Genomic DNA, 23,006 nt, shown 5'->3' with positions numbered 1-23,006 from the left:
GGAGAAGCGGGACAGGTGAGACCCGCAGGCGCTTGCGCCGAGGGGCTCACCGCCCGCCCCGTGGAAAGCGAGCAGCCTGAAACGGAGATCAACCACTTCAAGAGCAACAAAAGTTGCAAAACAGCCTTCAACAAAGAAAAATGTAAACGGTTTCTTTTTCAACAATTTTAAAAACAGGAGGGGTTACGATGGCTTCAGCAAAATGGGGTAAGATCATCCCGGTCGCATTTATCATGTACATGCTCGCATATATGGACAGAATCAATATTGGTGTCCTGATGCCTTATATTCAAAAAGATTTGGACATTTCCTCGTCAGCCGCCGGGGATATTGCCGGAATTTTCTTTGTCGGTTATTTGATCCTGCAGATTCCCGGAGGCATTTTGGCCACGAAATGGTCAGCGAAAAAGTTTATCTTCATTCTCATGATCCTGTGGGGCCTTGCCGCGATGGCAACAGGCTTTGTTCAGACAGAAGGCCAGCTGAAATTCGTCCGTTTTCTTTTAGGAGTTGCGGAAGGCGGAGTCTGGCCGGCTGTGCTTGTCCTGCTCGCCAACTGGTTTACCCTTAAAGAACGAGCAAGAGCCAATGCGTTCTGGATGGCTTGCCTGCCTGTATCCGCCATGCTGATGGCTCCCCTGTCAGGCCTTTTGCTTAAACATTTCGACTGGAAGACGGTTCTGATCTTGGAAGGTGTACCACCGCTGATCTGGGCGTTCGTCTGGTATGCCATGGTCAAAGATAAGCCTTCTGATGCCAAATGGATGAGTGACCAGGAACGGAACGAGCTGACGGCTGAACTACAAAACGAACAAAAAGGCGCCGTAAAATCATCCGGATACGGTGCAGCGTTTAAGAACATGACCGTATGGGGACTCGTCGTTATGTATTTCTTCTGGATGACCGGCTTCTACGGATACACCTTGTGGGTACCGAGCGTGGTAAGCACATTTACGAAAGACTCTGCAGTCATGGGCTGGCTGACGGCGATTCCGTTTACCTTTGCACTGGTAGGAATGGTCCTTAACTCTTATTGGTCCGACCGGCGCATGAACCGGGTGCAGCACGTGGTCATTCCTTTGCTGATTGGTGCTGCTGCGATGGTAGCAGGGCAATTTGTGGAATCACCCGCCCTTCAGATGATCTTGTTATCCATTACGGCGATTGGTGTCTATGCGCCGTACGGACCGCTTTGGGCGATTCCTACAGCGATCATACCTGCAGGCATTGTCGGTGCGGCTCTCGGCCTGCAAAACGCCATCGGCAACCTCGGCGGCTATAATGGCCCAAAATTTGTCGGGCTTTTTAAAGACTTAACAGGCAGCTTCCATGCCGGATTCTATTTCCTGGCTGCTTCACTCGTACTTGCTGCCATCATCACACTTATTCTGGGACGGTCCATCCAGGCCAGCCAGAAGGCTTCATCAAACAAGCCAAAAATCAATAAAATCTCGTAGCATTTCAAGGCTGGTTTCTTACGGGCGGTCCACCGCTCCCGAGGAACCGGCCATTTTTTCGTTCATTTATGTAAAAAGGCCTTCAAAAAAAGAAAAATTGAAATTTACTAAAATCTTTTGCATTTACCCTTGAAAAAAAATATTTAAGCATGTTATTATCGAATAATGAATTCGACACTAGATTCGACATCAATCGACATGAAGTAAATATTCATAATATTCTTATTCGGAGGTTTTTTTCGTGTCAACTAAAGCTCAGTCTTCACATACATTGGTTATCGGCCTCATGTTATTTGCTCTTTTTTTTGGAGCAGGCAACTTAATCTTTCCAGCAATGCTCGGACAAACTGCAGGAACCAACGTCTGGATTGCGACAGCCGGTTTCTTGATTACTGGAGTCGGTGTACCGCTGCTCGGTGTTTTTGCTTTCGGAATTTCCGGCAGCGACGACCTCCGGGCGATGGGAAATCGTGTACACCCTTGGTTCAGTGCTCTTTATAGTTTTGTTCTTTATTTAGCAATCGGTCCTCTTTTTGCTTTGCCAAGAGCAGGAAGTGTTTCTTTTGAGATTGGTGTTAAGCCCTTTTTGCCAGAGAACAGCGGTCATTTGCCGCTTCTCATCTTCACGGTCGTCTTTTTCAGTATCACATGTGCCCTTTCACTTAATCCTTCAAAGATCGTTGATATCGTAGGTAAGATTTTAACGCCGCTTAAGCTTTCGTTCATCGGAGTGTTAGTAGCCGCTGCCTTCATTCATCCGATCGGCCCGATTCAGGCGCCTGCGAAAGAGTTTGTTCAAAACTCCTTCTTTAAAGGATTTCAGGAAGGTTACCTGACGATGGACACATTGGCTGCCTTCGTTTTTGGTATTATCATCATCAATGCCATCAAAGAAAAAAGAGGCAGCGATAAAAAAGTCATCGCAAGAACTTGTGCAAAGGCAGCTACCATTGCAGCTGCTGTATTGGCGATCGTGTACACTTCCCTATCGTACATGGGAGCTTCCAGTGTTTCTGAACTTGGCCATTTAGGCAATGGCGGAGAAGTTTTATCAGCTGTAGCCAATTACTATTTCGGCTCTCTCGGGAATGTATTTCTAGGACTCATGATCACAGTAGCATGTCTGACAACCAGTGTTGGATTAGTTACAGCATGTTCCGCTTATTTTCACAGTGTTTTTCCGAAAATCTCATACAAAGCATTGGCTGTTATTCTTTCCTCTTTCAGTGCATTAACAGCAAATCTCGGATTGAACGAGCTGATCGCCATCTCAGTTCCTGTGCTGACAGCGATCTATCCGCTGGCCATCATGCTTATTTTCTTAAGCTTCGCCCACAACCTCTTTAAAGGGCGCTCAGAAGTGTATCAAGGAAGCTTGCTGTTTACCTTTATCGTTAGTCTATTTGATGGATTAAATGCAGCTAACCTATCGATAGATGGTGTGAATTCCTTTTTCTCAAACATCCTCCCTCTTTATGACACAGGGCTTGGATGGATTCTGCCGGCAATTGTTGGAGCTCTCCTGGGCTATGCTGTTAGTCTTGTGAGATCGAATGGTACGGTTCTTCATTCTCATAAAGAAGAAAAGTTTCATAATCAAATTAGATATAAAAAAGCTGAATGAGCAATCTCATTCAGCTTTTTTGTGTTCCTTTCACCGGTCGGGTGCATCTTCAACATAATCAGAGGTCGTAAAAGCCCCGGCTGGAGGTGTCTGATTCTGCTGGGATGATTGCCCGCTCCCGCCGTTTAAATAGGCATTCGTTGAAGCTACCCATGTTCCATATTCACCCGCAAGCATAGATGTCGGCTTCATGTAAAGACGCCCGTTGATCAGATAATGGCGTGTGGTAATCGAGGGGTCGTCATAAATGAACAGATTGCCTGAAAAGGTGGCATAAGGTGAATCAAAAGAGATCTGTCTTGTATTTTCGGTCCAATATCCCTGAATTGGAACCGGAACTCCCCGAAAATTGAGGGTGCCCATTATTTTATTGTTTTCTATGGAATTGAGGACGACTGTTCCCCAGATGAGCGGCCTGCCGCCGACATCCGCACTGATTCCCCATCTCGATGGAACTGGTAAGGTTATCATTGCTGCTTGCTCCCCCTTTATGTTTAAGAAATTCAGCTTTCTTGCCAGTATATGTGCGGCCTGGGGGAATGGCTCACCAACTGAATTGTGTATTACTTCTGACTGGTCAGCAGCTCTCCTGAACCCATGATGACGCTGCAGCCGCCAATTTTAACTTCCTCATACTCCTTTTCTTTGCGAACTGTAATATCAATGATGCTTGGTCTTCCCATTTCAAATCCCTGTTCACTTCGAATACGATAAACTCCTTGTTGATTCTGGGCAATGTTCGTATGCTCAACAATATAGGCACCCAATGGGCCGCTCGCTGCCCCTGTCGCAGGATCTTCAGGTATCCCCATCGCCGGTGCAAACATCCGGCTGTGTACAGTGGAATCCTTCATTTCGGTTTCCGCTGTAAACGCGAAAATGTGTTTCGTGGAAGGGTTTTGGCTAAAATACTTTTCCCAAATGTCTGTCCGGAAGCTGATTCTTTTCATCGCATCAAGGGAACGAACAGGGATAAATAAGAATGGCACTGCGGTTGATACCGTGCGGATTGGCAGCTCACCCGTCACATCTTCCGGGGAAAGAGAAAGCAATTTTGCTGCCAATGCTCTGTCTTCAAAATATTCCCCGAATAGTGGCATCGGCTGATTCATTTCAACGTTTAATACACGTCCATTCTCCATATAAACCGTAACAGGAATATCTCCAGCACCTTCTTCAAAAATCCACTCATTCTTACCTTCAGAAGCCTCAAGCAAGCCCTTATGAGCCATCACATAGCCTGCGCCAAGGGTCGGGTGTCCAGCCATCGGGAGCTCCACATCCGGTGTGAAAATGCGCAGCTTTTTATCGTTTGCAGGATTGCTTGGAGACTGAACAAATACCGTTTCCGATAGATTCAGTTCTCTCGCTATTTTTTGCATCATTTCTGTCGTTAAGTCGGTATCATCCTGAAATACAGCCAGTTGATTTCCGCTGAAAGGCTGGTCGGTAAATACGTCTACAAGCGTATACATTAAAGGTTTCATCTTTTTCCTCCTCAAGTGTTCTTGCTCTCATCATATGATGGCAGTTAACATTAATCAAATGAATGTTTATAATATAAATCATGAAAAATATTAATGCGTTGAGGTGTGAACGGTATGACATTGCTTCAGTATGAGGTTTTAAAAATGGTTGTAGAGACAGAAAGTTTTACAAGAGCAGGAGAAAAGCTGGGGCTTACCCAATCGGCGGTCAGCCATGCTATCCGGGGATTAGAAACAGAACTGGAATTAACGCTGATGAACAGAGGGCGCAGCGGCATAACGTTAACGAACGAAGGAAAAAGGATGATGGAATATATCCAGGAGATTCTGGATTTGTCAGAACGAATGAAACAAGAAGCAGGTCTGCTGAACGGTTTAAAAATCGGAACAATCCGCATCGGTACATTTCCAAGTGTATCGGCTAGTCTTTTGCCTTCTATCTTAAAGCAGTTTCATCAAGCCTTTCCGGGGATTCAAACAGAAATATACGAAGGGGGATACGAGGAAATCAAACAAATGATCACTTCAGGAAAGATTGATATCGGTTTTCTGACGTCTTCAACCTCAGAGAGCCTTGCTTTTATCCCGCTTATGGAGGATCACCTTTATATCCTCCTCCCTGACAGCCACAAACTGAAAAGGAGGAAAAGGATCAGTATCCATGAAATCAGCGATGAACCTTTTATCATGCCCAAAGCAGGCTGTGATGAGTTGATCAAGGGGCTTTTTAAAGAGAACAAAATCCTGCCCCAGATATTTTGCGAAATTGCAGATAACCAAACGATTATGGCTATGGTGGCAAAGGAGTTGGGAGTAAGCATTGTCCCTGAACTGGTTTTGCAGGGCGATACAAGAAAAAATGTTGCTGCAGTCACTATGAAAGAAAACTGTTACCGGACGATCGGCTTAGCCGTCAACTCTCTCGAACGGTGTTCTCCGGCTGCAGAAGCTTTTATTGAACTGGCAAAAAAATCATTCATAAAAAACTGAGTTTTTACTGTGATTCATGAAGCAATTTTTTAATGACCTGGACAGGATCATGCATCATTTATTGCAGCCGTAAGCTCTCCGGCGAAGGAGAGCTTATTTTGCTGCGATCAAGTTTTGCACGGCACTATCCAGAGATTGATCCGCCTGGAGCAAGCATTCTTTTTCGTTTTGAAGGGTCTTTTCCATATTGAAAAGATCTTCCTCACGCTCCGCAGTCATCCGCTTTACTTCGTCCGGATTAGGTCCGCCCTGAATCTTGCGGCGTTTGACGAATTCACGTGGACAGACGATTCCCTTCCATTCTTCTTCTGTCAAGGCTGCAGGATAGATGCCGCTGATCCATTCGTTCGCTGCTTCCACCTCAATTTCGTTCAATTCTTTTCCCGCTGATGTACACTGTTTCGCAACGGCGCTCGCGATCTGGTGCGCTTTTCGGAACGGGACACCTTTATCTCGAGCCAGCACATCTGAAAGTTCTGTTATCGTGATGCATGATTGGTGCGCACGCTTGCCGATCTTTTCTGTATCGACCTCCATCGTCCGGATGACGGCATGCATGAGCTGCAATACCCGTGATGCCTTCTCATAGCTTCGATACAGATGAGGCTGCAGGTCGTCTTCCGTGTCCACGATGTCTCCAAACGGTGTATTATGAATCATCTGGATGGCTGACATCGCTTCACCGGCTGCTGAACTGGCAAGGGATCTGGAATGTTCGATCGACACTGGATTCCGCTTTTGCGGCATGATGCTGCTGATCTGTACGTATGGATCGGCAACACGGATGACCCCGAATTCCCGGGTCGCCTGAAGAAGCAGGTCCTGGATCCAGCGGCCGGCGTTGATCATGAGCGTCATGACTGCTGTCGCCGTCTCAAGCAAATAGTCTCCGCCAGCAATGGCATCATAGGAGTTCTCTACAATACTACCGAACCCTAAAAGTTCTCGGACCCGGTCGCGGCTGATCGGAAAGCTTGTCGTGGAAAGGGCAGCGGCGCCCAGAGGTGAACGGTTGACTCCTTCATACGCGGACCATAGGCGATGGATGTCCCTTATGACGACATCATAGATGGCCAGCAGATAGTGGCCGAGCGTAGTCGGCTGAGCCGGCTGTGTATGGGTATAGGCGGTCATGACCGTCTCGGCGTGTTCCTTCGCCTGCTCCAGGAGGGCGTCGCCGAGCAAGAGTGTGTTTTGAATGAGGATAAGTATATGATTCCTCAGAACAAGGCGGTACATCGCCACTCCCATATCATTACGGCTCCTCGCGATATGGACCTTTCCGGCAAGGTCTCCACCGATTTCCTCTGCAAGCCGGCTTTCCATCATAAAAAATAAATCTTCATAAAGAGGATCATAATCCAGCTTGCGGAAATCGATCTGCCGCACCTTTTCCACACCGGCAAGAATGGTCCCCGCTTCATCCCTCGCCAAAATATTCTGCTCGGCCAGCATGACCACATGCGCCCTGTGAATCGCGAACATTTCCGCAAACAAATAATCCCGCTGATCATTAAAAACGTGCCTCAGGAGATATTCCTCATAGGTCTTGCCGGGGAACGAGCTGCCATCTTCGTGGATGAATTCATCCCTAGTTTTCACTTTTTTTCCTCCTTGTTTTAAAGAGAGAGCGTTCGATCAAAGTTGATACACTATCTTATGAAGCAGAAGAATGATGGGTTATGAAGACAAAAGCACCTCCCGCATGTAAACAAGCAGGAGGTGCTGAATTTCTATCTATGCTATGGCCTCTTCGGAGCCAATTCCACTGCCTGGCGGAGGGCTTCGGTCATGCTTTTTTCATCGGCAATACCTTTACCTGCAATGTCGAACGCGGTTCCGTGGTCCACGCTCGTCCTAATAATAGGCAATCCGACTGTGATATTTACGCCTGCATCCAGTCCCAGTACTTTGACCGGTCCATGGCCCTGATCGTGATACATGGCGACGACAATATCAAAATCACCGCGGACCGTGCGGAAAAATAGTGTATCAGCAGGAAGGGGACCAACGACATTAACGCCTTCTTTTTGTGCTCTTTGCACCCCCGGTATTACTTTCTCTTCTTCCTCACCGTATCCGAACAGACCGTTTTCCCCAGCATGCGGATTAATTCCGCAGACTGCGATCTTTGGCGACTCAATTCCTGATTTCTTCAACGTCTCATCTGCAAGTTTAATAACACGATAGACCCGCTCAGGATTAATCATTTTTACGGCATCAATGATACCGACATGAGTGGTAACATGAATGACTTTTAAGTTAGGAGCCGAAAGCATCATGGAAAACTCAACTGTTCCCGTCAGCTCGGCCAATATTTCAGTATGGCCCGGGTACTTATGTCCACCTTTATGCAATGCTTCTTTGTTTAAAGGCGCAGTACAAATCGCATCAATCTTTCCTTTATTCGCAAGGTCAATCGCCTTGCTTAAATATTCAAAAGCGGCATGACCAGCAATAGGCGAAACCTGCCCAACCGGCAGATCTTCAGGGACCAGGTTCAAATCCAGACAATACACCGTACCATGTGTAAAATTCAAGTTTTCAAGTTCGTCTTCCGTAATCGTTTGAACTGTAAGGTGGCTATTCACATAGCTCTTTGCCCGCTCAAGAATTCGGGTGTCGCCAATGACAAACGGACGAGATAATTCATAGATTTCTGTGCTTGCAAGGCTTTTCAGAATGATCTCCGGACCCACACCGGCAGCATCTCCCATTGTAATTCCGACCATACTTTTATTTTGATTCATGCTCTAACACCTCTCCTGTCATATGTTTCAACGCATGGACTAAAGAATTTTCATTGCCGAATCCGCCGGCCTTTGTAACCGTCCAGTACCGGCGTTTTTCATCACTTGCTATTCCTAACGGAAGCCCTGGCTCCACCTCAGACCACAGTTCCATTTGGGACAACCCAACCTCTGAACAGACCGCCTTGGCCGTATCTCCGCCTGTAAGCACCAATCCTTCAATAGAAGGCACCCCATTAAGCAAAGAACGCGCGATGATGCCAAGCTCTCTTGAAATCATTTCCCCGACCTGATTTTTATGCAAGCCCAAGTCCCTGCCAAGCTCCTGAGCTGCTGAACGGTTTTCATCTGAGCCATCTACATAAAGGACAATATGGCGTTTTTCTGGAACCTTTTTTATTTTTTCGATCAGGCTCTGCAGATCATAGGTCTTTCTGATAAGTTCTGACGGATCCATTTCCAACATCAGGGAGTCAGGCATTATACCAACCTTCCCTAGCTGTCCTTTTGTCGCTTGTGATAAGCTCGCCGACACAGTAAGAGTCTGGCTCACATTAACCTTTTCCTTTAAACCCTTTGGTCGGGCCGCTAGACCAAGAACAGCTGGAAGGTACTCGATCAGGCCAGCTGATCCTGCCCACACGGTTTTTTTATTTAATGCAGAAAAAACATAAGCCGCTTTCTCCAAATGCTTGTCCGTTTCAGCATCACAGACAAACCAGGATACCCCCTCATCCAGGGACTCTAAAATTTTGGCCAAAACCTCTTCTTTCGAACGTGATAACAGAACACTGTTCACGACGAAGATTTTATGATGAGCATACTTCTCGAGCAAAGCAGGGATATGGCTCTCCGTGACCGGTGTTTTCGGATCTTTGCCAAACTCGGTCGTTTCCACAGGCCGGCCGTCAACATATTGGGTGCCATTAATCGTCTGTCTGTTTAACTTTGGATACGCGGGAGAAATAACAAGCATTTCCGGCTTGAACACCTCATATACCGCTGCCAGTTCTGAACCGATATTGCCGCGAAGAGTAGAATCTATTTTTTTATAAACATGTACTTCATCCCGTTCCTTCACGTGGGAAGCCGCTTGTAAGATACGCTTGCAGGCTTCTTTTTCACCAAGAGCTCTGCTGTCAGTATCATATATTGCCACATCTGCTTCAGCATCCGGTGATTGGGAAAGATCCAGCCAAACGATTGAACGGAAGCCCTGTTTGGATAATTGGACACCCGAATCGTTGGCGCCTGTCAGGTCATCGGCAAGAATAAATAATTGCATTGATGAAAACTCCTTTATGAATGAATGACTTCCAGTACTTTTTTTAAAATTCTAAAAATTACTACCCCTAGTATAGCGTATTTTTCAAGCTAACTTAGCCGCGGCAAAATGAAAAGATCAGACAAAGGAAAAACTGGATTTTCCCATTCATCTCATTCAAACTTTATGAAATAGACGAAAGAGGAGTAGGGGGTTTGAAGGGGCAGGTAGTTTACATAATTAGAGTTTGGACAGTATTTGTGCGACTTTGGACAGTAAATCGGTTGGTTTGGACAGTATTTACCCTTTTTTGGACAGTAAAAGTGGATATCTGGACAGTAAATGAATTTGACAGGCATATTTCCCCGTCACTTTCCCCCTTCTCAGGCCAAAACCACAACAAAAAAGCGTTCAGAACATGGAAAGTAACGTTCTGAACGCAAAAACAAAGCATTTTTACTCCAATTCATCACCAAAAGGACCAGAAAAGACGGGGAAGAAAATGGTGCCAGGCACCGGGATTACACAAGTGTGTAATTCGGGTGCCTGGCACCATTATAGTTAACTAGCCTTCAACTAACACAAGGGATTTGTCGTCGTAGTTGCGTTCGATGTGCTTCTCGCCCCATGCACACAGAGAATCGAGGATCTCCTGAAGGGACCAGCCGTAATCGGTAAGATAGTACTCCACTTTCGGCGGGATCTGCTGGTAGATCTTGCGTTCGATCACACCGTCTGCTTCCAGTTCGCGAAGCTGCTGAGTCAGCATCTTTTGTGTGATTCCAGGCATGGAACGCTTCAGTTCACTCGTTCTTTTTGTTCCTTTTGTAAGGTGGCAAAGAATAACGACCTTCCACTTGCCCCCGATCACTTCCAATGCTGCTTCAACCGGAATGTTATATTTCTTCATCTGCCTTCCTCCTCTTACAGTTACTTTTTTATACTATAGTTCAAAACGAACCCTATGATCGATATTAAACCGTATAAGACTTCTCGTATCATACCATAGGATTGCTTCTGTTTCAATGCCTCCTGTATAGGCACCTTTAAGTACCTATAGCACCACCGGGTTCCTAGCGTACCCAGAAGTGGCTGTGGTACTTGAAAGTGCGTACTTCTCAATACTTCCGCTATGCTCCATAATAACCCTAGTCAGCCGCACAGAACATTGGGCCCCTGTGCGATGGATAGGATATGCTGGCCACACTCATTTCTATCATGTTGAAGGGGGATTTATTATGGTTTCAAATACTGTTTCACATAAAACCCAGCCATCAGAGAAAAAAGGAACGTTTGCGCTGCTCGCGCTTGCGATTAGTGCTTTCGGAATTGGTACAACAGAATTTGTCCCAGTTGGCCTGCTTTCTTCTTTGGCTGATGACTTAAATGTTTCAATTACACTTGCTGGATTGCTCATTTCCGGTTATGCACTCGGTGTTGCATTCGGTGCTCCCATTCTGACTGCAGTTACCAGCCGTTTAAACCGGAAAACACTTTTGCTTCTTCTTATGATTGTATTTATTGCTGGAAACACGGCGGCCTCGTTAAGCCACAGCTTTGCTTTATTGCTAGCAGCCCGTGTCATTACTGCTTTTTCACATGGCGTATTCTTTTCAATCGGATCGACCATTGCAGCTGATCTTGTCCCGGAAAATAAAAGGGCAAGTGCCATTGCTATCATGTTTACAGGTCTTACCGTAGCGACGGTAACCGGCGTGCCGCTCGGAACCTTTATCGGCCAGACATTCGGCTGGAGATCAACTTTTGCTGCCGTTGCCTTGCTTGGTGTCATCGCCTTTATCGCTAGTCTATTTTTGATTCCTAACAATTTAAAAAGTGCTTCAAAAGCTTCTTTCAGTGATCAATTCAAGCTGATCACCAACGGAAGACTGCTTCTTGCGTTTTCTATTACAGCGCTTGGCTACGGCGGAACATTTGTAGCCTTTACATTCTTGGCACCTATTTTAGAAAAAATTACAGGCTATCATCCTAAATCAGTAAGTATCATTCTGCTTGTATACGGGGTGGCAATCGCCATCGGAAATACGATTGGAGGAAAAGCAGCAAACAAGAATCCAATCCGTGCCTTGCTTTGGATGTTTGTTATCCAGGCCATCGTAATGTTTGTTCTTTTCTTTACCGCTCCTCTAAAAGTGGCCGGTACAGTAACGATCGTCATCATGGGACTGTTTGCGTTCATGAATGTGCCTGGCTTGCAGGTATATGTTGTGCAACTGGCTGAAAAATATGTTCCATCTGCTGTTGATGTAGCTTCTGCCATCAACATTGCAGCGTTTAATGTCGGGATCGCAATCGGTGCCTACGTCGGCGGACTTGTCGTCGATTCCATCGGCTTGATTCATACGCCATGGGTTGGCGGACTGATGGTCGTCGGTGCTGTCCTGCTCTCTGCATGGAGCGGAGCGTTGGAACGAAAAACAGTGAAGAGATAAGGAAAGGAGGGGTGCCTGGTGCACTCCTCCTTTTTGTATATATTGGTCAGTGCTGAGATGTCGATAGTTTACATAACATTCTTTTCGCGGGTATTTTGCTTATTTTGGCGGGTAAACTGTTCATTTTCGCTGGTAAATCTCATGCCGTTCTGCCCGGCTTCTAAGCTTCAATAGCGCTTGCTTTCTCCATGATTTTACGGCGTGTATGCTCACTCCCTCTTCCTCTGCAATTTCGGCTTCCTTCATCTGGAGGAAGATCTTTTTAACCACCCATTTCCGCTGGTTCAGGGTCAGATCTGACAGATACATCTCCAATACTTCATTTTCAAGGGGAAGAACACCCCCTTCAAAAGGTATGGTTTCTGTAAGCTCCAGGCTGAACCCGACATGAACGGCTTTATATTTGGCTTCCTTTTTTAGTTGCTCGAGCATTTTTCCTCTAACCGTTCGATAGGCAAATGGACCAAAGTCTCCTTTATTTTGGTCAAACCGTTTGAATGCTTCCCAAAGACCAATAAGTCCTACTTGGTAATACTCATCGTAACGCCCGGTAACACCAAGGGACTGGATTTGTGATTTAATCAAGGGATCGAACTGAAGAGAGAGATTTTCGAAACTGGTTTTCATCTTATTTCATCCTTTAAAAAAGACACGTGCCTTACGTTTTATTCCGCCGGTAATCTAAACATAAAGCTCCGTTTTCATGCTGTCATATGATCAAAAGGGCAAAACCGTACGGGTAAAAGGGATGAAAATGATGTTTTCGAGAGGGGTATTGGAGGTTTTCAAAAGGTCATGATTTGGGGTTTGGTTATTTTCATTTATTTTTTATAGAGATGCCTCTTTTTTCACGGAACTTACTATTTATAGGTGAAAGGAGGTGATGGACATGGCAACCACAGCAATCCAGGATACACAGCTTCGCATGGTGTTTGATGCAGGGATGGATGGCGATAAGCAGCTGTACAAAAACAAAAATTTTTCCAACGTAAAAACCTCTGCTTCGGCTGATCAGCTTTATGCGGTAGCAAACGCTCTTTCCCCTCTTCAGCAGCTGCCTTTAATCTCTGTTGAACGCAATGACTCACACAGCATTTATGCGTAAAAGACTATGAAAAACCAGGCATGATTCTATGGAAAGGAGGATACTAATATGGCTAAAACGTTGGAATTGCAGTTCCTTAACGAACAGGACAAAACGGTGACGATTTCCCTTGATGCTCCGAAAGAACCAGTGGATCCGGCCGCTGTCAAAGCCGCCATGGATACCATCATCGCCCAGAACATCTTCGTTTCGAACGGCGGAGATTATGTGAAGAAGAAGGGCGCCCGCGTCACGGACCGCACTTCAAGCGATATCGTTCTTCCATAACACCGCAGTATGAACAAACCCCAATCGGCCGTCTTGCTGGTTGGGGTAGCCTGCTTATAGGAGGTTAATAAAATGGAATCGTGGCTCTCTTTCGTAAGCGATGTTGGCTTTCCAGTGGCGGTGACGCTGTATCTTCTGCACCGGATCGAAGGCAAATTGGATACACTGAACCACTCCATCCTGTCCCTGGCCGAACGGGTGCAAAGATAGCACAAAAAAAGCCTTGTCCTCCTGATATGGGGAGCAAGGCTTTTAATTATTGCTGAAGAGTTTTGGCAAGGGCAATTGCACCGCACAATCCGGCATTGTCGCCCAGTCCCGGCGGTACGATAAAGTCTTGAATGTTTTCCTCGGTAAGCTGCGGATGCTGTACATAGCCTTTGAGCGTATCCAGCACTTTTTTGCGGATGAGAGGGAAAATCTGTTCCTGCTTCATCACGCCTCCGCCAAGAACCATCTTCTTCGGAGAAAGAATAAGAATGTAGTTTACAAGAGCCTGGGAGAGATAGTGGGCCTGATATTCCCAGACTTTTTCTTTGCCTGCAAGCTCGATGCCCTTCTGGCCCCATCTCTTTTCAAGAGCCGGCCCTGCCGCCATTCCTTCCAAACAGTCTTTGTGGTACGGACAGCTACCTTCAAAATGATCTTCGGGATGGCGTCTGACTAAGATGTGTCCCATCTCGGGGTGAGTCAAACCGTGAAGCAGCTTGCTCTCTGTGATGGCGCCGACTCCAATGCCCGTTCCGACGGTCATGTAAATGCAGGAGTCCAAGCCTTTCGCTGCTCCCCATTCCAGTTCACCGAGCGCCGCTGCGTTCACATCCGTATCAAAAGCCACCGGAACGTGAATGTGCTTCTGAATTTCTCCAACCAGGTCGTACTGTGCCCAATGCGGTTTTGGAGTACTTGTGATGTAGCCATATGTTTCGCTGTTCTTGTCCAGGTCAACAGGTCCGAACGATCCGATGCCCATCGCTCTGATCTCTTTATCGCGGAAAAAATCAACAACCTGGCCGACCGTTTCTTCCGGTGTGGTTGTCGGTATGCTGATTCGCTCAAAAACCTCTCCGTTTTCATCACCGATACCGCAAATAAACTTCGTGCCTCCCGCCTCTATCGCTCCGAGTCTCATGCCATTTCCTCCTATTATTAGTGCCATCTTATTGGTGCCAGGCACCGCTTTTTGACATTTATGTAAGAGAGGGTGCCAGGCACCGGCCGTTACACACTTGTGTAATGGCGGTGCCTGACACCCTGTTAATTCTTAGCTGCTGTGTGATGTTATGAAAGATGCGTTTCCTTTAAGAGAGAATTTCTTTACGGTAGATGGAACGATGAAATGGTCTCCCTTCTTGAACGAAGATGTCCCATTTTGCGTCTCGATCTCCCCTTCTCCGTCAAGAACGCTGACTAGAAGATACATAGGGTTCTCCAGGTCCAGTGCTGTGCCGTTCAATGCCCAGTGGTAAACAGTAAAATAGGATTCTTTGATCAGTTTTTTCACTGTCAGATCTCCCTGTTTGTTTTCAACGGGCTGGAAGTGGGCGTCCTCATGGGGAATCATCGCCACTTCAATTGATTGCTTAATATGAAGATCTCTTGTGTTGCCTTGAGCGTCTTTACGGTCATAATCGTAAACTCTGTATGTTACGTCAGAGCTCTGCTGGGTTTCAAGGATCATCGTCCCTGCCCCGATGGCATGGATGGTGCCATTCGGAACATACACGAAGTCACCCGGCTGTATTTTTATTTTACGGAGAAGCTTGTCCCACTGCCCGTTGTCTACCATCGCCTGAAACTCATCCTTGGATTTTGCATGATGGCCGTAAACGAGCTCGGATCCTTCCTCGCAATCTATGATATACCAGCATTCGGTTTTTCCAAACGCCTCATGCTCTACTCGCTGTGCATATTCATCATCTGGATGCACCTGAACAGAAAGATCTGTTTTTGCATCCAAAATTTTAACGAGCAGCGGAAAGTCGTCACCTTCCTGACCGGCAAAAAGCCCCCTGTGTTTTTGCCACGCCTCGTCCAGTGTCAAACCTTTAAGCGGACCATTCAATATAGTGCTTGGACCGTTCGTATGAGCAGAAATCCCCCAGCATTCACCCGTCGTCTCTGACGGAATCTGATAGCCGAAAGTGTCTCTTAGCTTTGTTCCTCCCCATATTCGGTCTTTAAATACCGGCTGCAAAAAAATCGGTTCCGCGTACATACCAACATCCCCTCATAGTTTCATCCAATACAATAGATACAGCTTCTATTTTACATTATTCCTGGGGGATAGTGAAACGTAGAGAGGAGGATTATCTATGGAAAATAAACACATTGCTGCTTAGTATTGATAGAGGGTCACCCGCGGCCATACAGCAGTCCAATCTTTCTTTCGCAAGCGTTGTTCGTAAATGGCGTAAAACTCCCTTGATTCTTTAAAAAGTTGGGTAGGCCTCACTTCCATGGCAAGCACATCTTCCATTCCGCAGGGAGCTGTTATAAGGAGCCGATCCTGTTCGTCCAGTTTCGCTCCCAGAGCCGTTGGCGTTTCAGGGAATTTAGAAATAGCGTCCTCTGAAGAAACGTACGGCTGCAGATTATTGATCACATGCATCCTCGCCTGGTTTTTCACGGACCAGGGAACTTCCGGCATATGCATTCTTAGCCTATCCTCGAGTATTTTTTCTTCACTTTCTTTCGGATGTTTCGGGTCAAAATAAATGACATCCACATCTTGAAGGGGTGTCTTTTTTTCAAATCCATGAAGTGCATCCCAAATCGCTGAACGGATCGCTCCCGCACATACCCACCAATCGGGCAGCTGCAGCAACTTGACCGCTTTTAATATCTCCATCAACCATGGATCATTTTCAAGGAAACGCTCGACATCTTTCTGATTTCTAAGGCTCATCATTTCTCTCCTTTTTAGACATGAATAAAGCAGCCGCAGTTTTGGCTCCGATGCTTTATTTCACTTGAGTTATCGTCAGTTTATAGCTTTGTGTACTCCAATGATTGTTTTCTTCGTAAATTTGCAGATAGGATGTTCCAGGCAACACGGTATACGTAAAGGACTCAGTGCCGTTCAATCCTCTGTCGTTTGTCCTTCTGGCATCAGAAGGCTCTCCCATAATGATATGATCCATCCAGACTGTGCCGTCCATTCCGGAAACTCCGCTCAGTTCCACCTTTACCGTCATTTTTTTGCTTGAGGAAAATTTAAACCAGTCACTGTCCATCGGCATATGATAGCGGTCGCTGTATGTCTTGCCCAGCTTGATAGATTTTGCCTTCCCCCTGCTGTTGCCTACGTCTGCTATGATTTTTGAAAGCTTATCAGAGAGCGCTCTGTCAGCTCTTGCCCTTCCATAGCCAGCAACGATGTTCCAATAATCTTTATAAGCAGGCAGCCTGGTTGCATTTTTTTCTAGCAAATATTCGATTTGACAGGGCGAATAATCGGGATGCTTGCTTAATAGAAGTGAAGCCACTCCACTTACTGCAGGGGCAGAGAATGACGTCCCGTTAACCGATTCAAACGAGCCAGTTCGATTAGTGGTCCAGATATTCTCTCCCGGCGCGGAAAGATCAAGCCGCGGTCCATAGTTCGAAAAATCGGAGACACGATCTTTTTCATTGGTAGATCCAACCGCTAGTACTTCTGGGTAGGCAGCGGGATAACTGACCTTCATATGCTCGTTTCCTGACGCCGCAACCACTAGGATCCCTTTGGAGTATGCGGTTAAAATCATTTCATATACAAACTGGCTGTAATTTGTGCTCCCCATGCTGATGTTGATGATATCCGGCTTTTGGCTGATGGCGTACTTCAGCCCATCTAAAAAGTCAAACAGTGTTGCTCCTGCTGTGTTGCCGATTCTAATTGGCAGTATCTTTGCGTAAGGGTTGATGCCTGCCACTCCGGTAAGATTGTTGCTTTTGGCAGCAATGACACCGGACACCTTGGTGCCGTGGCCGACCCTATCCATTGGGTCAGCATCTTTTTCGTATGTATCGTAGCCTTTCAATGTCTGTCCTTTCAGATCGGGATGCCTATAGTTTACGCCTGAATCCAAAACAGCGACGGTCACTTTTGAACGTTTTTTTGCTGCATTAAGGTTGTCCCAGGCCCGCGGCACCCCCATTCTTGGCAGTGACCATTGTCTGGAATAGAGCTTGTCATTCGGCTTAGAAAATGCTGTGAAAGTAAAGTTCGGTTCAGCGGCTTCTACCAATGGAGAATTGCGAATCCTGTCCAGTGCAGCCATATCGTTAGCTGTATGCGGCAGCTCGATCGTATATATATTTTCCTTCTGCAAGTTGGCAGATGTGTTCTTGATTCTGTAGCTTTTCGCAAGCGCAGCAGCAAACTGTCTATTTTTTAATTTAACGATAATCTGGCGGTCGTGAATGCCGGTTGTTTCATTGTCTGCAGCTGACAGAAAGGCGGAAGTCCTGTTTTCCTTTGAAAATGAACTGAGTTTGCGGTCCAGCATTTCCTGGTCATACGCTTCAGCAGAGAATGAAAAAAGCAGCAATAACAATACTGCCAGCAGGACCGTTGCCAGCGTCTTCTTTAACTTATTTTTCATTGCCCCTCCGTGCAAAAATATGTAAATTCATCTATAATTTTACCTTATTTTAGCAATGTAGCAAGAGGCAATGGCGGTGCCTGGCACCTCTCCCTCTTAGCTCTTATATGTTTTGCTTCCCCAATAAAAGATGCTGTGCCCGTTCCATCTGATTCTCTCAGCCTTCCCGTTGTATCGTTGTTCGTAATGAAGATGCGCTCCTGTAGAACCTCCCGTGCTTCCAACCGCTCCAATCTTTTGGCCCTGCGTAACCTTCTTTCCGACAGAAACATTTATGGCACTCAAATGCCCGTATAAAGTCTTCCATCCTCCGCCATGATCAATAACAATATATCTTCCATAACTGCGCTTTCCTAGATTTTTAACTTTAACTACTTTTCCCGCAGCTGAAGCGATCACCGTATCTCCCTCATCATACAAACGGTTTAGATCAACCGCATTTTGAGGGTTATGGTTCATTCTCGTTTGCCCGATCCAAACTTGTCCTGCTGGAAACGGTATCCGGAAAACCGGTGAAGCGTCTACCTTCTTAAATGGGGTTTCGAGCAAAACAGCAGCCGTAACAAGCGGAATGATAAAGAAAAACATTAGTTTTACTTTTGGCATCTGTTTGGATTCTCCTTTTCAAGTTAATGGGGTGTAATTCACTATGTAATTGGAATATCTTCTTTTAGGGTGCAGTAAAATCCAAAAATTACTGATGGGAAAAATGTGTAAAAAAAAATGGTGCCAGGCACCGTGCATTACACACTTGTGTAATGGAGGTGCCTGACACCAAAATATTCACCAAAATACTTAGATGATTCCTTGTTTTACCAAGGATGATTGAGGGTTGTTTTTTGAAACTAAACTCAAAAGAATGTACGCCGCAAGCGAAAGAACGACCGGCAGGACTACAGTATGCATTCCCCACAAATTAGGGGCAAAGGTATCCAGAAGGATGTAGGAAAGCACACCTGTAACGATGGACCCCACTGCACCTGCTGCATTTCCTCTCCTCCAATAAAGACCGAGGACGACAGGCCATATGAAAGCTGCTTCCAATCCTCCGAAAGAAAACAGGTTCAGCCAAATCAGCAAATCTGGAGGATTCAGAGCCATGATGAATACCAGAATTCCGATGATGGCAGTCACTGAAAAACTAAGCCGTTTAACCGATTGCTGGCTGGCTTCCGGTTTGATGTAATTAATATAGATATCCTTAACAATCGATGAGCTTACGATCAGCAGGATGGCGTTCACCGTCGACATGACAGCCGCAAGCGGTGCTGCGAGCACGATACCCGCAAGCCACCCTGGCAATACTTTCAGTGCGAGCATCGGCATCACCTTATCACCGATTTCCACCCCTGGTATGACAACTCTTGCAAACACTCCGGTCAAATGCATCCCAAGCATGATAAATCCGACGACAAACGTCCCGATGATCATGGCCTGATGCATCGCTTTTGAATTCCTATAGGACATGGCCCGGACAGAGATCTGCGGCAGGCCAACCACTCCAACCCCTACAAGCAGCCAGAATGAGGAAACATACAGCGGCGTCAAAGACTTGTCTGCTCCATACGGTGAGATCAAGTTCGGATTTTCGGCAGCAAGCGTTGAAATGATATGAGGAACTCCTCCGCCAGCTATAATGGTTCCCGCGAGTATAACGAGCGTGCCGATAAACATGACGATTCCCATTAAGGTATCCGTGATTACGACTGCACGAAAGCCGCCAGCTATGACATAAACAAGAACGGAAAACGAAAAAATCAGCAGTGCCACAGGGTAGGAAACACCAGTGAATGACTCGATGAGCCGGCCGCCGCCTACCCACTGCGCAGCCGTTGCAGAAAACAAGAAGATGCTGATGCTTGCCGCGGAAAAAATAACGACCCACTTGTTTTCATAGCGTGCTTTTAGAAAATCAATAAGCGTGACTGCGTCGATCTTCCTGGCGACAATCGCAAACTTTTTCCCCAGAACAGCAAGGGTAAAATATCCGGTCACAAGCTGCGCCATCGCCAGCAGCACCCAGCCAAGGCCGAGCTTATACGCGATGCCGGGCCCGCCAATAAAGCTGCTCGCACTTCCGTAAGTCGCTACCATCGTAAGGGCTAGAACGAAGCCCCCGAGGTGCCTGCCTCCCAGGAAATAGTCCTGTAAAAACCCCGAACCACTCTGTACCTGGCGGGAGGTATAGATTCCGACGACAAACATTCCGATCAAAAAGGCAAGTAAAGGAATGACCACTTCCCAGTTCATCGCTGCTCCTCCTTTAGGTTCTGCCGTTCAGGTTCACCTTCAAAAGGGACGTCTTTGAAGAAAAATTTGACCATGATGTATACCAAAATAGAAAACACAATAAAACCGGCGACACAACTGTAGAAGAACCATGCCGGCAAACCCCATATATAGTGATACTCCTTAACCGGTTTCCCGCCAAGCCCGTAGGCAAATGCGTACCACCAGATAAAGTTCAGAACCGCTAGCCCGATGCCCATCAGCGCTTCCCGATTGGATATTTTAAATCGCGGATCCATCTCAACAGCTCCTTTCAGAATCCGTCAGTTTTTGTAGATCAATGTGTCTATTATGCCATAAAATACTGTCATTATCTCGGTGGTGTCTTGTACGTGGTTTCTATGTGCACTTTGTGGTGCCCTCTTTGTGGTGCCAGGCACCACGTTTTGACACTTGTGTAAGAGCGGTGCCTGGCACCAAAAAGGCCCCAAAAATAAAACAGCCTAGCTATTCGGAGCTACGCCGTTCGTATTCCTTATTTGATCGGCTCGATTGGGCCGCGCAGTTCCCCGCCCGGACTAAACTCCGAATAAACATTCACATAAGCATTTCCTTCGATGATCTCTTCCACAAGCCTAGACAAGGGCATTCCTTGAAGTGGTCCAATTAAATCATTACTGGTTATGCTCCCTGTTACAATCCCTGTATTTAAGCTGATGCCAGGTTTTATAGAGCCAAGAAGATAAGCGGTAACGGGACCGTTTTTCCCTGGTTGTCCTAAATGAATGCGCGCTTGAGTTAACTTCCTTAAATTATTAACCTGAAGCCTATAGTGCAGCTTGGTTCCATTGGAGCTTAGGACAAATTCTGTGGTGCCTGATGCCCGGGTGCCAACAGGGGGAACTACATGGTCGCCTTTTAACCTGCATAAAAAATTTTTCAACAACAATCCAACCACTCCTTTCCGATAGCTATTGACAGTATATTCAGGAAAGGAAAATAAGCTTGTTTATTCATCTAGAATTTTCAAAAAATAATTTTTATCGAGGTCAAATCGGTTGGTGGATTCTTGCGCATTTCCCGGGACATTTTTTTACAAAAACAAACAAAGGAATGTGATTCTTCACTTTTCTCGTAAAAACTCTGTAAAAACTATCAAAATTGTCAAAAAATATACTATATATTGAGAAAATTAAATAGACACTGTCCTATATCTAGTATAAAATGGGAATATATAGTGATAGTGACCTGGACGTGAAGTTATAAAACATTTTTCTGTATAGGGGGAATGGATATGACTCATCAAAATATAATAAAATTAAAACTTGAGATCGATGCCATCCGCTTAACTATGTACGTAATGAGCACCCGCGTAAACAACCTTGCAGACCCGCTTCTTGTACAGTTAAGCCAGCTGCTAGACCAAAAACTAAACGAATTGAATCAATGTGCATAAAGCTGTCACCCTATTTGGGGACAGCTTTTTTAGTTGGGTGCCTTTAGTGGGTGCCAGGCACCGCGTTTTGACACTTGTGTAACTGCAGTGCCTGGCACCCACTACGAATGCTAGTCTATGAACCGTTTACGTATGTCCGGTGTGGGGATCATGCAGTGGTCCTTTTTGCCGAACCATCTGTAACGGTTCTTGGCAATCCAGGAATATAGCCCATCGCGTAGCGGCTTAGGGATAACAACAAGAATATAGGCCGCACTCCACAAGCCCCCGAGATCTCTCGCAATCTCAAGAGCTGCCGTTGATCTTTGATAGATAAGGCCCTTTTTTATATAAACGAGACTTTCAAAATCTTGTACAGGAAGAAGGAATTCACAGAGCAGCCCCTGGCCGGCATCCGATTGCAGGGAGCCAAATGAAATTCGCCCCTTCTTATCCTGTCTGATCAAAAAATGAACGATTCCGTTGCAAAAATTGCAGACGCCATCAAACAGCAAAATTGAGCCTTCCCTTTGTTTATCCCTCATGCTTGCCCCTCCCCTTCCTTACTTAAGATTCAAACCGTTACTTAAAACCAGCTCGTATGGACGTTCGCCTTTTGTATTTAGTAATTCACGCGCATGCCCTTCACCACAAGGGGAACAAAAATGAAGCTCGCAGCCCTCCAGTTCCAGTACAGCACATTCCGCCTGAAGGCCTTCATTGGTATATCCGGTGCCTGTGGACAATCCCAGCCAGTCCTGCCAGAGCGAGGATGTTTTCTGTGCATCCTCTACAATGATGGACAAATGATTCATTTTCAAATCCCCTGCCGGATGGCTGCCGATGATACCTTTCTGCCGAAGGTCCGTTTCCCGATCTTTGTCCGGCTGCAGCCAATCTATGAAAAACGGAGGCAGCAGTTTATCTTCGCTATCATGATTGGTTATGAAAAGCAGCTTCCAGCCTAGAATGCTTCCATCCTGTCGTTTGCGGCTTCCTGGAAGCAGCCTTGTCTCTAGCCCTTTCTTCTCCAGCTGCACCTTTACCTCTTCTATTCGATTGGTGCGAATCGCAAACTGGCCTGGTCCCTTTTTTTCAGGCAAATCGCGCAGAAGCTGGCCGATCAAAGGGTTTTCCTTCGCCTGCTGGGCAATCTGCCCATTTTCAACAGCTAAAAACTCTACATAACTCAAGCCAAAATAGCAGAGTGCATTGAAGGTTCCCCAATTTTTATGGCTCCCGCCCTGAGAAGCGTAGAGACCTTGTTTTTTTAAAGCATCAATATGATTATTCAGTTTTTTATCGGTAAAGTACACAAGATGGTCAAACGCGAATGCCATGTTAACTCCTCCCGAA

25 protein-coding genes are annotated in these 23,006 nt (G+C 46.1%); 8 read left to right on the top strand and 17 right to left on the bottom strand.

Features of this window, described 5'->3' with window-relative positions:
• Positions 1 to 188: 188 nt before the first annotated feature.
• Together OKX00_RS01875 and brnQ are read left to right on the top strand one after the other, a co-directional pair.
• Positions 189 to 1,457 carry an MFS transporter gene (locus tag OKX00_RS01875; protein ID WP_265409175.1) on the top strand — a complete coding sequence of 423 codons (1,269 nt, stop codon included), beginning with the start codon at positions 189 to 191 and terminating at the stop codon, positions 1,455 to 1,457.
• Between the two features lie 241 nt (positions 1,458 to 1,698).
• Entirely contained in the window at positions 1,699 to 3,081 is a 1,383-nt protein-coding gene (gene brnQ, locus OKX00_RS01870) for a branched-chain amino acid transport system II carrier protein (protein WP_416054285.1), read from the top strand.
• A 30-nt stretch (positions 3,082 to 3,111) separates the two neighbouring features.
• Here brnQ and OKX00_RS01865 read toward each other — a convergent pair whose 3' ends face one another.
• Both OKX00_RS01865 and OKX00_RS01860 read right to left on the bottom strand, forming a co-directional pair.
• Entirely contained in the window at positions 3,112 to 3,552 is a 441-nt protein-coding gene (locus OKX00_RS01865; RefSeq protein WP_062238455.1) for a hypothetical protein, read from the bottom strand.
• A gap of 92 nt (positions 3,553 to 3,644) precedes the next feature.
• On the bottom strand, positions 3,645 to 4,568 hold the full coding sequence (locus tag OKX00_RS01860) for a PhzF family phenazine biosynthesis protein (protein WP_265409174.1): 924 nt from the start codon (positions 4,566 to 4,568) through the stop codon (positions 3,645 to 3,647).
• 114 nt (positions 4,569 to 4,682) lie between these two features.
• Between OKX00_RS01860 and OKX00_RS01855 the strand changes: the two genes are divergently transcribed.
• A complete protein-coding gene (locus tag OKX00_RS01855) occupies positions 4,683 to 5,558 on the top strand; it encodes a LysR family transcriptional regulator (protein WP_265409173.1) in 876 nt (291 codons plus the stop codon).
• A 93-nt stretch (positions 5,559 to 5,651) separates the two neighbouring features.
• On the opposite strand, the gene argH is transcribed toward OKX00_RS01855, so the two are convergent.
• The 4 genes from argH to OKX00_RS01835 form a co-directional block, all read right to left on the bottom strand.
• Positions 5,652 to 7,160 (bottom strand): argininosuccinate lyase, encoded by a 1,509-nt coding sequence (gene argH, locus OKX00_RS01850; RefSeq protein WP_265409172.1) that lies wholly within the window; start codon positions 7,158 to 7,160, stop codon positions 5,652 to 5,654.
• A gap of 140 nt (positions 7,161 to 7,300) precedes the next feature.
• The gene (gene pdxA, locus OKX00_RS01845) at positions 7,301 to 8,308 is read right to left on the bottom strand and encodes a 4-hydroxythreonine-4-phosphate dehydrogenase PdxA (RefSeq protein ID WP_265409171.1); all 1,008 of its coding nucleotides are present in this window, start codon (positions 8,306 to 8,308) and stop codon (positions 7,301 to 7,303) included.
• A complete protein-coding gene (locus tag OKX00_RS01840) occupies positions 8,295 to 9,593 on the bottom strand; it encodes a four-carbon acid sugar kinase family protein (protein ID WP_265409170.1) in 1,299 nt (432 codons plus the stop codon). The genes pdxA and OKX00_RS01840 overlap by 14 nt, the downstream gene beginning before the upstream one ends.
• A 544-nt stretch (positions 9,594 to 10,137) precedes the next feature.
• Positions 10,138 to 10,482 carry a winged helix-turn-helix transcriptional regulator gene (locus OKX00_RS01835; protein ID WP_053356546.1) on the bottom strand — a complete coding sequence of 115 codons (345 nt, stop codon included), beginning with the start codon at positions 10,480 to 10,482 and terminating at the stop codon, positions 10,138 to 10,140.
• A gap of 328 nt (positions 10,483 to 10,810) precedes the next feature.
• Here OKX00_RS01835 and OKX00_RS01830 point away from each other — a divergent pair, with 328 nt between their 5' ends.
• Entirely contained in the window at positions 10,811 to 12,025 is a 1,215-nt protein-coding gene (locus tag OKX00_RS01830) for an MFS transporter (RefSeq protein WP_265409169.1), read from the top strand.
• Between the two features lie 120 nt (positions 12,026 to 12,145).
• Here OKX00_RS01830 and OKX00_RS01825 read toward each other — a convergent pair whose 3' ends face one another.
• Positions 12,146 to 12,652 carry a sigma-70 family RNA polymerase sigma factor gene (locus OKX00_RS01825; protein ID WP_256225033.1) on the bottom strand — a complete coding sequence of 169 codons (507 nt, stop codon included), beginning with the start codon at positions 12,650 to 12,652 and terminating at the stop codon, positions 12,146 to 12,148.
• A 262-nt stretch (positions 12,653 to 12,914) separates the two neighbouring features.
• Between OKX00_RS01825 and OKX00_RS01820 the strand changes: the two genes are divergently transcribed.
• The 3 genes from OKX00_RS01820 (at position 12,915) to OKX00_RS01810 (ending at position 13,607) form a co-directional block, all read left to right on the top strand.
• On the top strand, positions 12,915 to 13,130 hold the full coding sequence (locus OKX00_RS01820; RefSeq protein ID WP_053356541.1) for a DUF1659 domain-containing protein: 216 nt from the start codon (positions 12,915 to 12,917) through the stop codon (positions 13,128 to 13,130).
• Between the two features lie 48 nt (positions 13,131 to 13,178).
• Positions 13,179 to 13,397, top strand: coding sequence for a DUF2922 domain-containing protein (locus OKX00_RS01815; RefSeq protein WP_053356540.1), 219 nt, complete (start codon positions 13,179 to 13,181; stop codon positions 13,395 to 13,397).
• 72 nt (positions 13,398 to 13,469) lie between these two features.
• The gene (locus tag OKX00_RS01810) at positions 13,470 to 13,607 is read left to right on the top strand and encodes a YvrJ family protein (protein WP_265409168.1); all 138 of its coding nucleotides are present in this window, start codon (positions 13,470 to 13,472) and stop codon (positions 13,605 to 13,607) included.
• A gap of 46 nt (positions 13,608 to 13,653) precedes the next feature.
• On the opposite strand, the gene OKX00_RS01805 is transcribed toward OKX00_RS01810, so the two are convergent.
• The 8 genes from OKX00_RS01805 to OKX00_RS01770 all read right to left on the bottom strand — a co-directional run bounded on the left by OKX00_RS01805 (position 13,654) and on the right by OKX00_RS01770 (position 21,164).
• Positions 13,654 to 14,529 (bottom strand): ROK family protein, encoded by an 876-nt coding sequence (locus OKX00_RS01805; protein ID WP_265409167.1) that lies wholly within the window; start codon positions 14,527 to 14,529, stop codon positions 13,654 to 13,656.
• A gap of 132 nt (positions 14,530 to 14,661) precedes the next feature.
• On the bottom strand, positions 14,662 to 15,615 hold the full coding sequence (gene manA / locus OKX00_RS01800; protein WP_265409166.1) for a mannose-6-phosphate isomerase, class I: 954 nt from the start codon (positions 15,613 to 15,615) through the stop codon (positions 14,662 to 14,664).
• Positions 15,616 to 15,735: 120 nt separating this feature from the next.
• The gene (locus tag OKX00_RS01795; RefSeq protein WP_265409165.1) at positions 15,736 to 16,305 is read right to left on the bottom strand and encodes a nucleotidyltransferase family protein; all 570 of its coding nucleotides are present in this window, start codon (positions 16,303 to 16,305) and stop codon (positions 15,736 to 15,738) included.
• A gap of 55 nt (positions 16,306 to 16,360) precedes the next feature.
• Positions 16,361 to 17,986: a S8 family peptidase gene (locus tag OKX00_RS01790; RefSeq protein WP_265409164.1), complete on the bottom strand. Its 1,626-nt coding sequence runs from the start codon at positions 17,984 to 17,986 to the stop codon at positions 16,361 to 16,363.
• 96 nt (positions 17,987 to 18,082) lie between these two features.
• Positions 18,083 to 18,592 (bottom strand): M23 family metallopeptidase, encoded by a 510-nt coding sequence (locus OKX00_RS01785; protein WP_265409163.1) that lies wholly within the window; start codon positions 18,590 to 18,592, stop codon positions 18,083 to 18,085.
• Positions 18,593 to 18,781: 189 nt separating this feature from the next.
• On the bottom strand, positions 18,782 to 20,236 hold the full coding sequence (gene panF, locus OKX00_RS01780; protein ID WP_265409162.1) for a sodium/pantothenate symporter: 1,455 nt from the start codon (positions 20,234 to 20,236) through the stop codon (positions 18,782 to 18,784).
• Entirely contained in the window at positions 20,233 to 20,514 is a 282-nt protein-coding gene (locus tag OKX00_RS01775; protein WP_062238416.1) for a YhdT family protein, read from the bottom strand. Before OKX00_RS01775 ends, panF begins: the two co-directional genes overlap by 4 nt.
• Before the next feature lie 236 nt (positions 20,515 to 20,750).
• Positions 20,751 to 21,164 carry a CHRD domain-containing protein gene (locus OKX00_RS01770; RefSeq protein WP_053356531.1) on the bottom strand — a complete coding sequence of 138 codons (414 nt, stop codon included), beginning with the start codon at positions 21,162 to 21,164 and terminating at the stop codon, positions 20,751 to 20,753.
• 345 nt (positions 21,165 to 21,509) lie between these two features.
• On the opposite strand from OKX00_RS01770, the gene OKX00_RS01765 reads away from it, so the two are divergent.
• Positions 21,510 to 21,671, top strand: coding sequence for a Spo0E family sporulation regulatory protein-aspartic acid phosphatase (locus OKX00_RS01765; protein ID WP_175501972.1), 162 nt, complete (start codon positions 21,510 to 21,512; stop codon positions 21,669 to 21,671).
• Positions 21,672 to 21,781: 110 nt separating this feature from the next.
• On the opposite strand, the gene OKX00_RS01760 is transcribed toward OKX00_RS01765, so the two are convergent.
• The gene (locus tag OKX00_RS01760; protein ID WP_265409161.1) at positions 21,782 to 22,195 is read right to left on the bottom strand and encodes a thiol-disulfide oxidoreductase DCC family protein; all 414 of its coding nucleotides are present in this window, start codon (positions 22,193 to 22,195) and stop codon (positions 21,782 to 21,784) included.
• A gap of 18 nt (positions 22,196 to 22,213) precedes the next feature.
• Positions 22,214 to 22,990 (bottom strand): VOC family protein, encoded by a 777-nt coding sequence (locus OKX00_RS01755; protein WP_265409159.1) that lies wholly within the window; start codon positions 22,988 to 22,990, stop codon positions 22,214 to 22,216.
• Between the last annotated feature and the right edge of the window lie 16 nt (positions 22,991 to 23,006).

This window comes from Fictibacillus sp. KU28468, assembly GCF_026153615.1.
Classification (GTDB): Bacteria; Bacillota; Bacilli; order Bacillales; family Fictibacillaceae; genus Fictibacillus_C; species Fictibacillus_C marinisediminis.
The sequence above is the reverse complement of the archived record's forward strand: the minus strand, read 5'-3'. Positions and strand labels throughout refer to the sequence as shown.

Bases quoted from the DNA above. Each gene is read 5' to 3' on its own strand.
- OKX00_RS01855 (WP_265409173.1), top strand. From the start codon at position 4,683: ATGACATTGCTTCAGTATGAGGTTTTAAAAATGGTTGTAGAGACAGAA.
- OKX00_RS01785 (WP_265409163.1), bottom strand. From the start codon at position 18,592: ATGCCAAAAGTAAAACTAATGTTTTTCTTTATCATTCCGCTTGTTACG.
- OKX00_RS01760 (WP_265409161.1), bottom strand. From the start codon at position 22,195: ATGAGGGATAAACAAAGGGAAGGCTCAATTTTGCTGTTTGATGGCGTC.
- pdxA (WP_265409171.1), bottom strand. From the start codon at position 8,308: ATGAATCAAAATAAAAGTATGGTCGGAATTACAATGGGAGATGCTGCC.
- OKX00_RS01815 (WP_053356540.1), top strand. From the start codon at position 13,179: ATGGCTAAAACGTTGGAATTGCAGTTCCTTAACGAACAGGACAAAACG.
- panF (WP_265409162.1), bottom strand. From the start codon at position 20,236: ATGAACTGGGAAGTGGTCATTCCTTTACTTGCCTTTTTGATCGGAATG.
- OKX00_RS01860 (WP_265409174.1), bottom strand. From the start codon at position 4,568: ATGAAACCTTTAATGTATACGCTTGTAGACGTATTTACCGACCAGCCT.
- OKX00_RS01790 (WP_265409164.1), bottom strand. From the start codon at position 17,986: ATGAAAAATAAGTTAAAGAAGACGCTGGCAACGGTCCTGCTGGCAGTA.
- OKX00_RS01820 (WP_053356541.1), top strand. From the start codon at position 12,915: ATGGCAACCACAGCAATCCAGGATACACAGCTTCGCATGGTGTTTGAT.
- OKX00_RS01755 (WP_265409159.1), bottom strand. From the start codon at position 22,990: ATGGCATTCGCGTTTGACCATCTTGTGTACTTTACCGATAAAAAACTG.
- OKX00_RS01810 (WP_265409168.1), top strand. From the start codon at position 13,470: ATGGAATCGTGGCTCTCTTTCGTAAGCGATGTTGGCTTTCCAGTGGCG.
- OKX00_RS01840 (WP_265409170.1), bottom strand. From the start codon at position 9,593: ATGCAATTATTTATTCTTGCCGATGACCTGACAGGCGCCAACGATTCG.
- OKX00_RS01795 (WP_265409165.1), bottom strand. From the start codon at position 16,305: ATGAGCCTTAGAAATCAGAAAGATGTCGAGCGTTTCCTTGAAAATGAT.
- manA (WP_265409166.1), bottom strand. From the start codon at position 15,615: ATGTACGCGGAACCGATTTTTTTGCAGCCGGTATTTAAAGACCGAATA.
- OKX00_RS01835 (WP_053356546.1), bottom strand. From the start codon at position 10,482: ATGAAGAAATATAACATTCCGGTTGAAGCAGCATTGGAAGTGATCGGG.
- OKX00_RS01775 (WP_062238416.1), bottom strand. From the start codon at position 20,514: ATGGATCCGCGATTTAAAATATCCAATCGGGAAGCGCTGATGGGCATC.
- OKX00_RS01805 (WP_265409167.1), bottom strand. From the start codon at position 14,529: ATGAGACTCGGAGCGATAGAGGCGGGAGGCACGAAGTTTATTTGCGGT.
- OKX00_RS01830 (WP_265409169.1), top strand. From the start codon at position 10,811: ATGGTTTCAAATACTGTTTCACATAAAACCCAGCCATCAGAGAAAAAA.
- OKX00_RS01765 (WP_175501972.1), top strand. From the start codon at position 21,510: ATGACTCATCAAAATATAATAAAATTAAAACTTGAGATCGATGCCATC.
- OKX00_RS01865 (WP_062238455.1), bottom strand. From the start codon at position 3,552: ATGATAACCTTACCAGTTCCATCGAGATGGGGAATCAGTGCGGATGTC.
- OKX00_RS01875 (WP_265409175.1), top strand. From the start codon at position 189: ATGGCTTCAGCAAAATGGGGTAAGATCATCCCGGTCGCATTTATCATG.
- OKX00_RS01825 (WP_256225033.1), bottom strand. From the start codon at position 12,652: ATGAAAACCAGTTTCGAAAATCTCTCTCTTCAGTTCGATCCCTTGATT.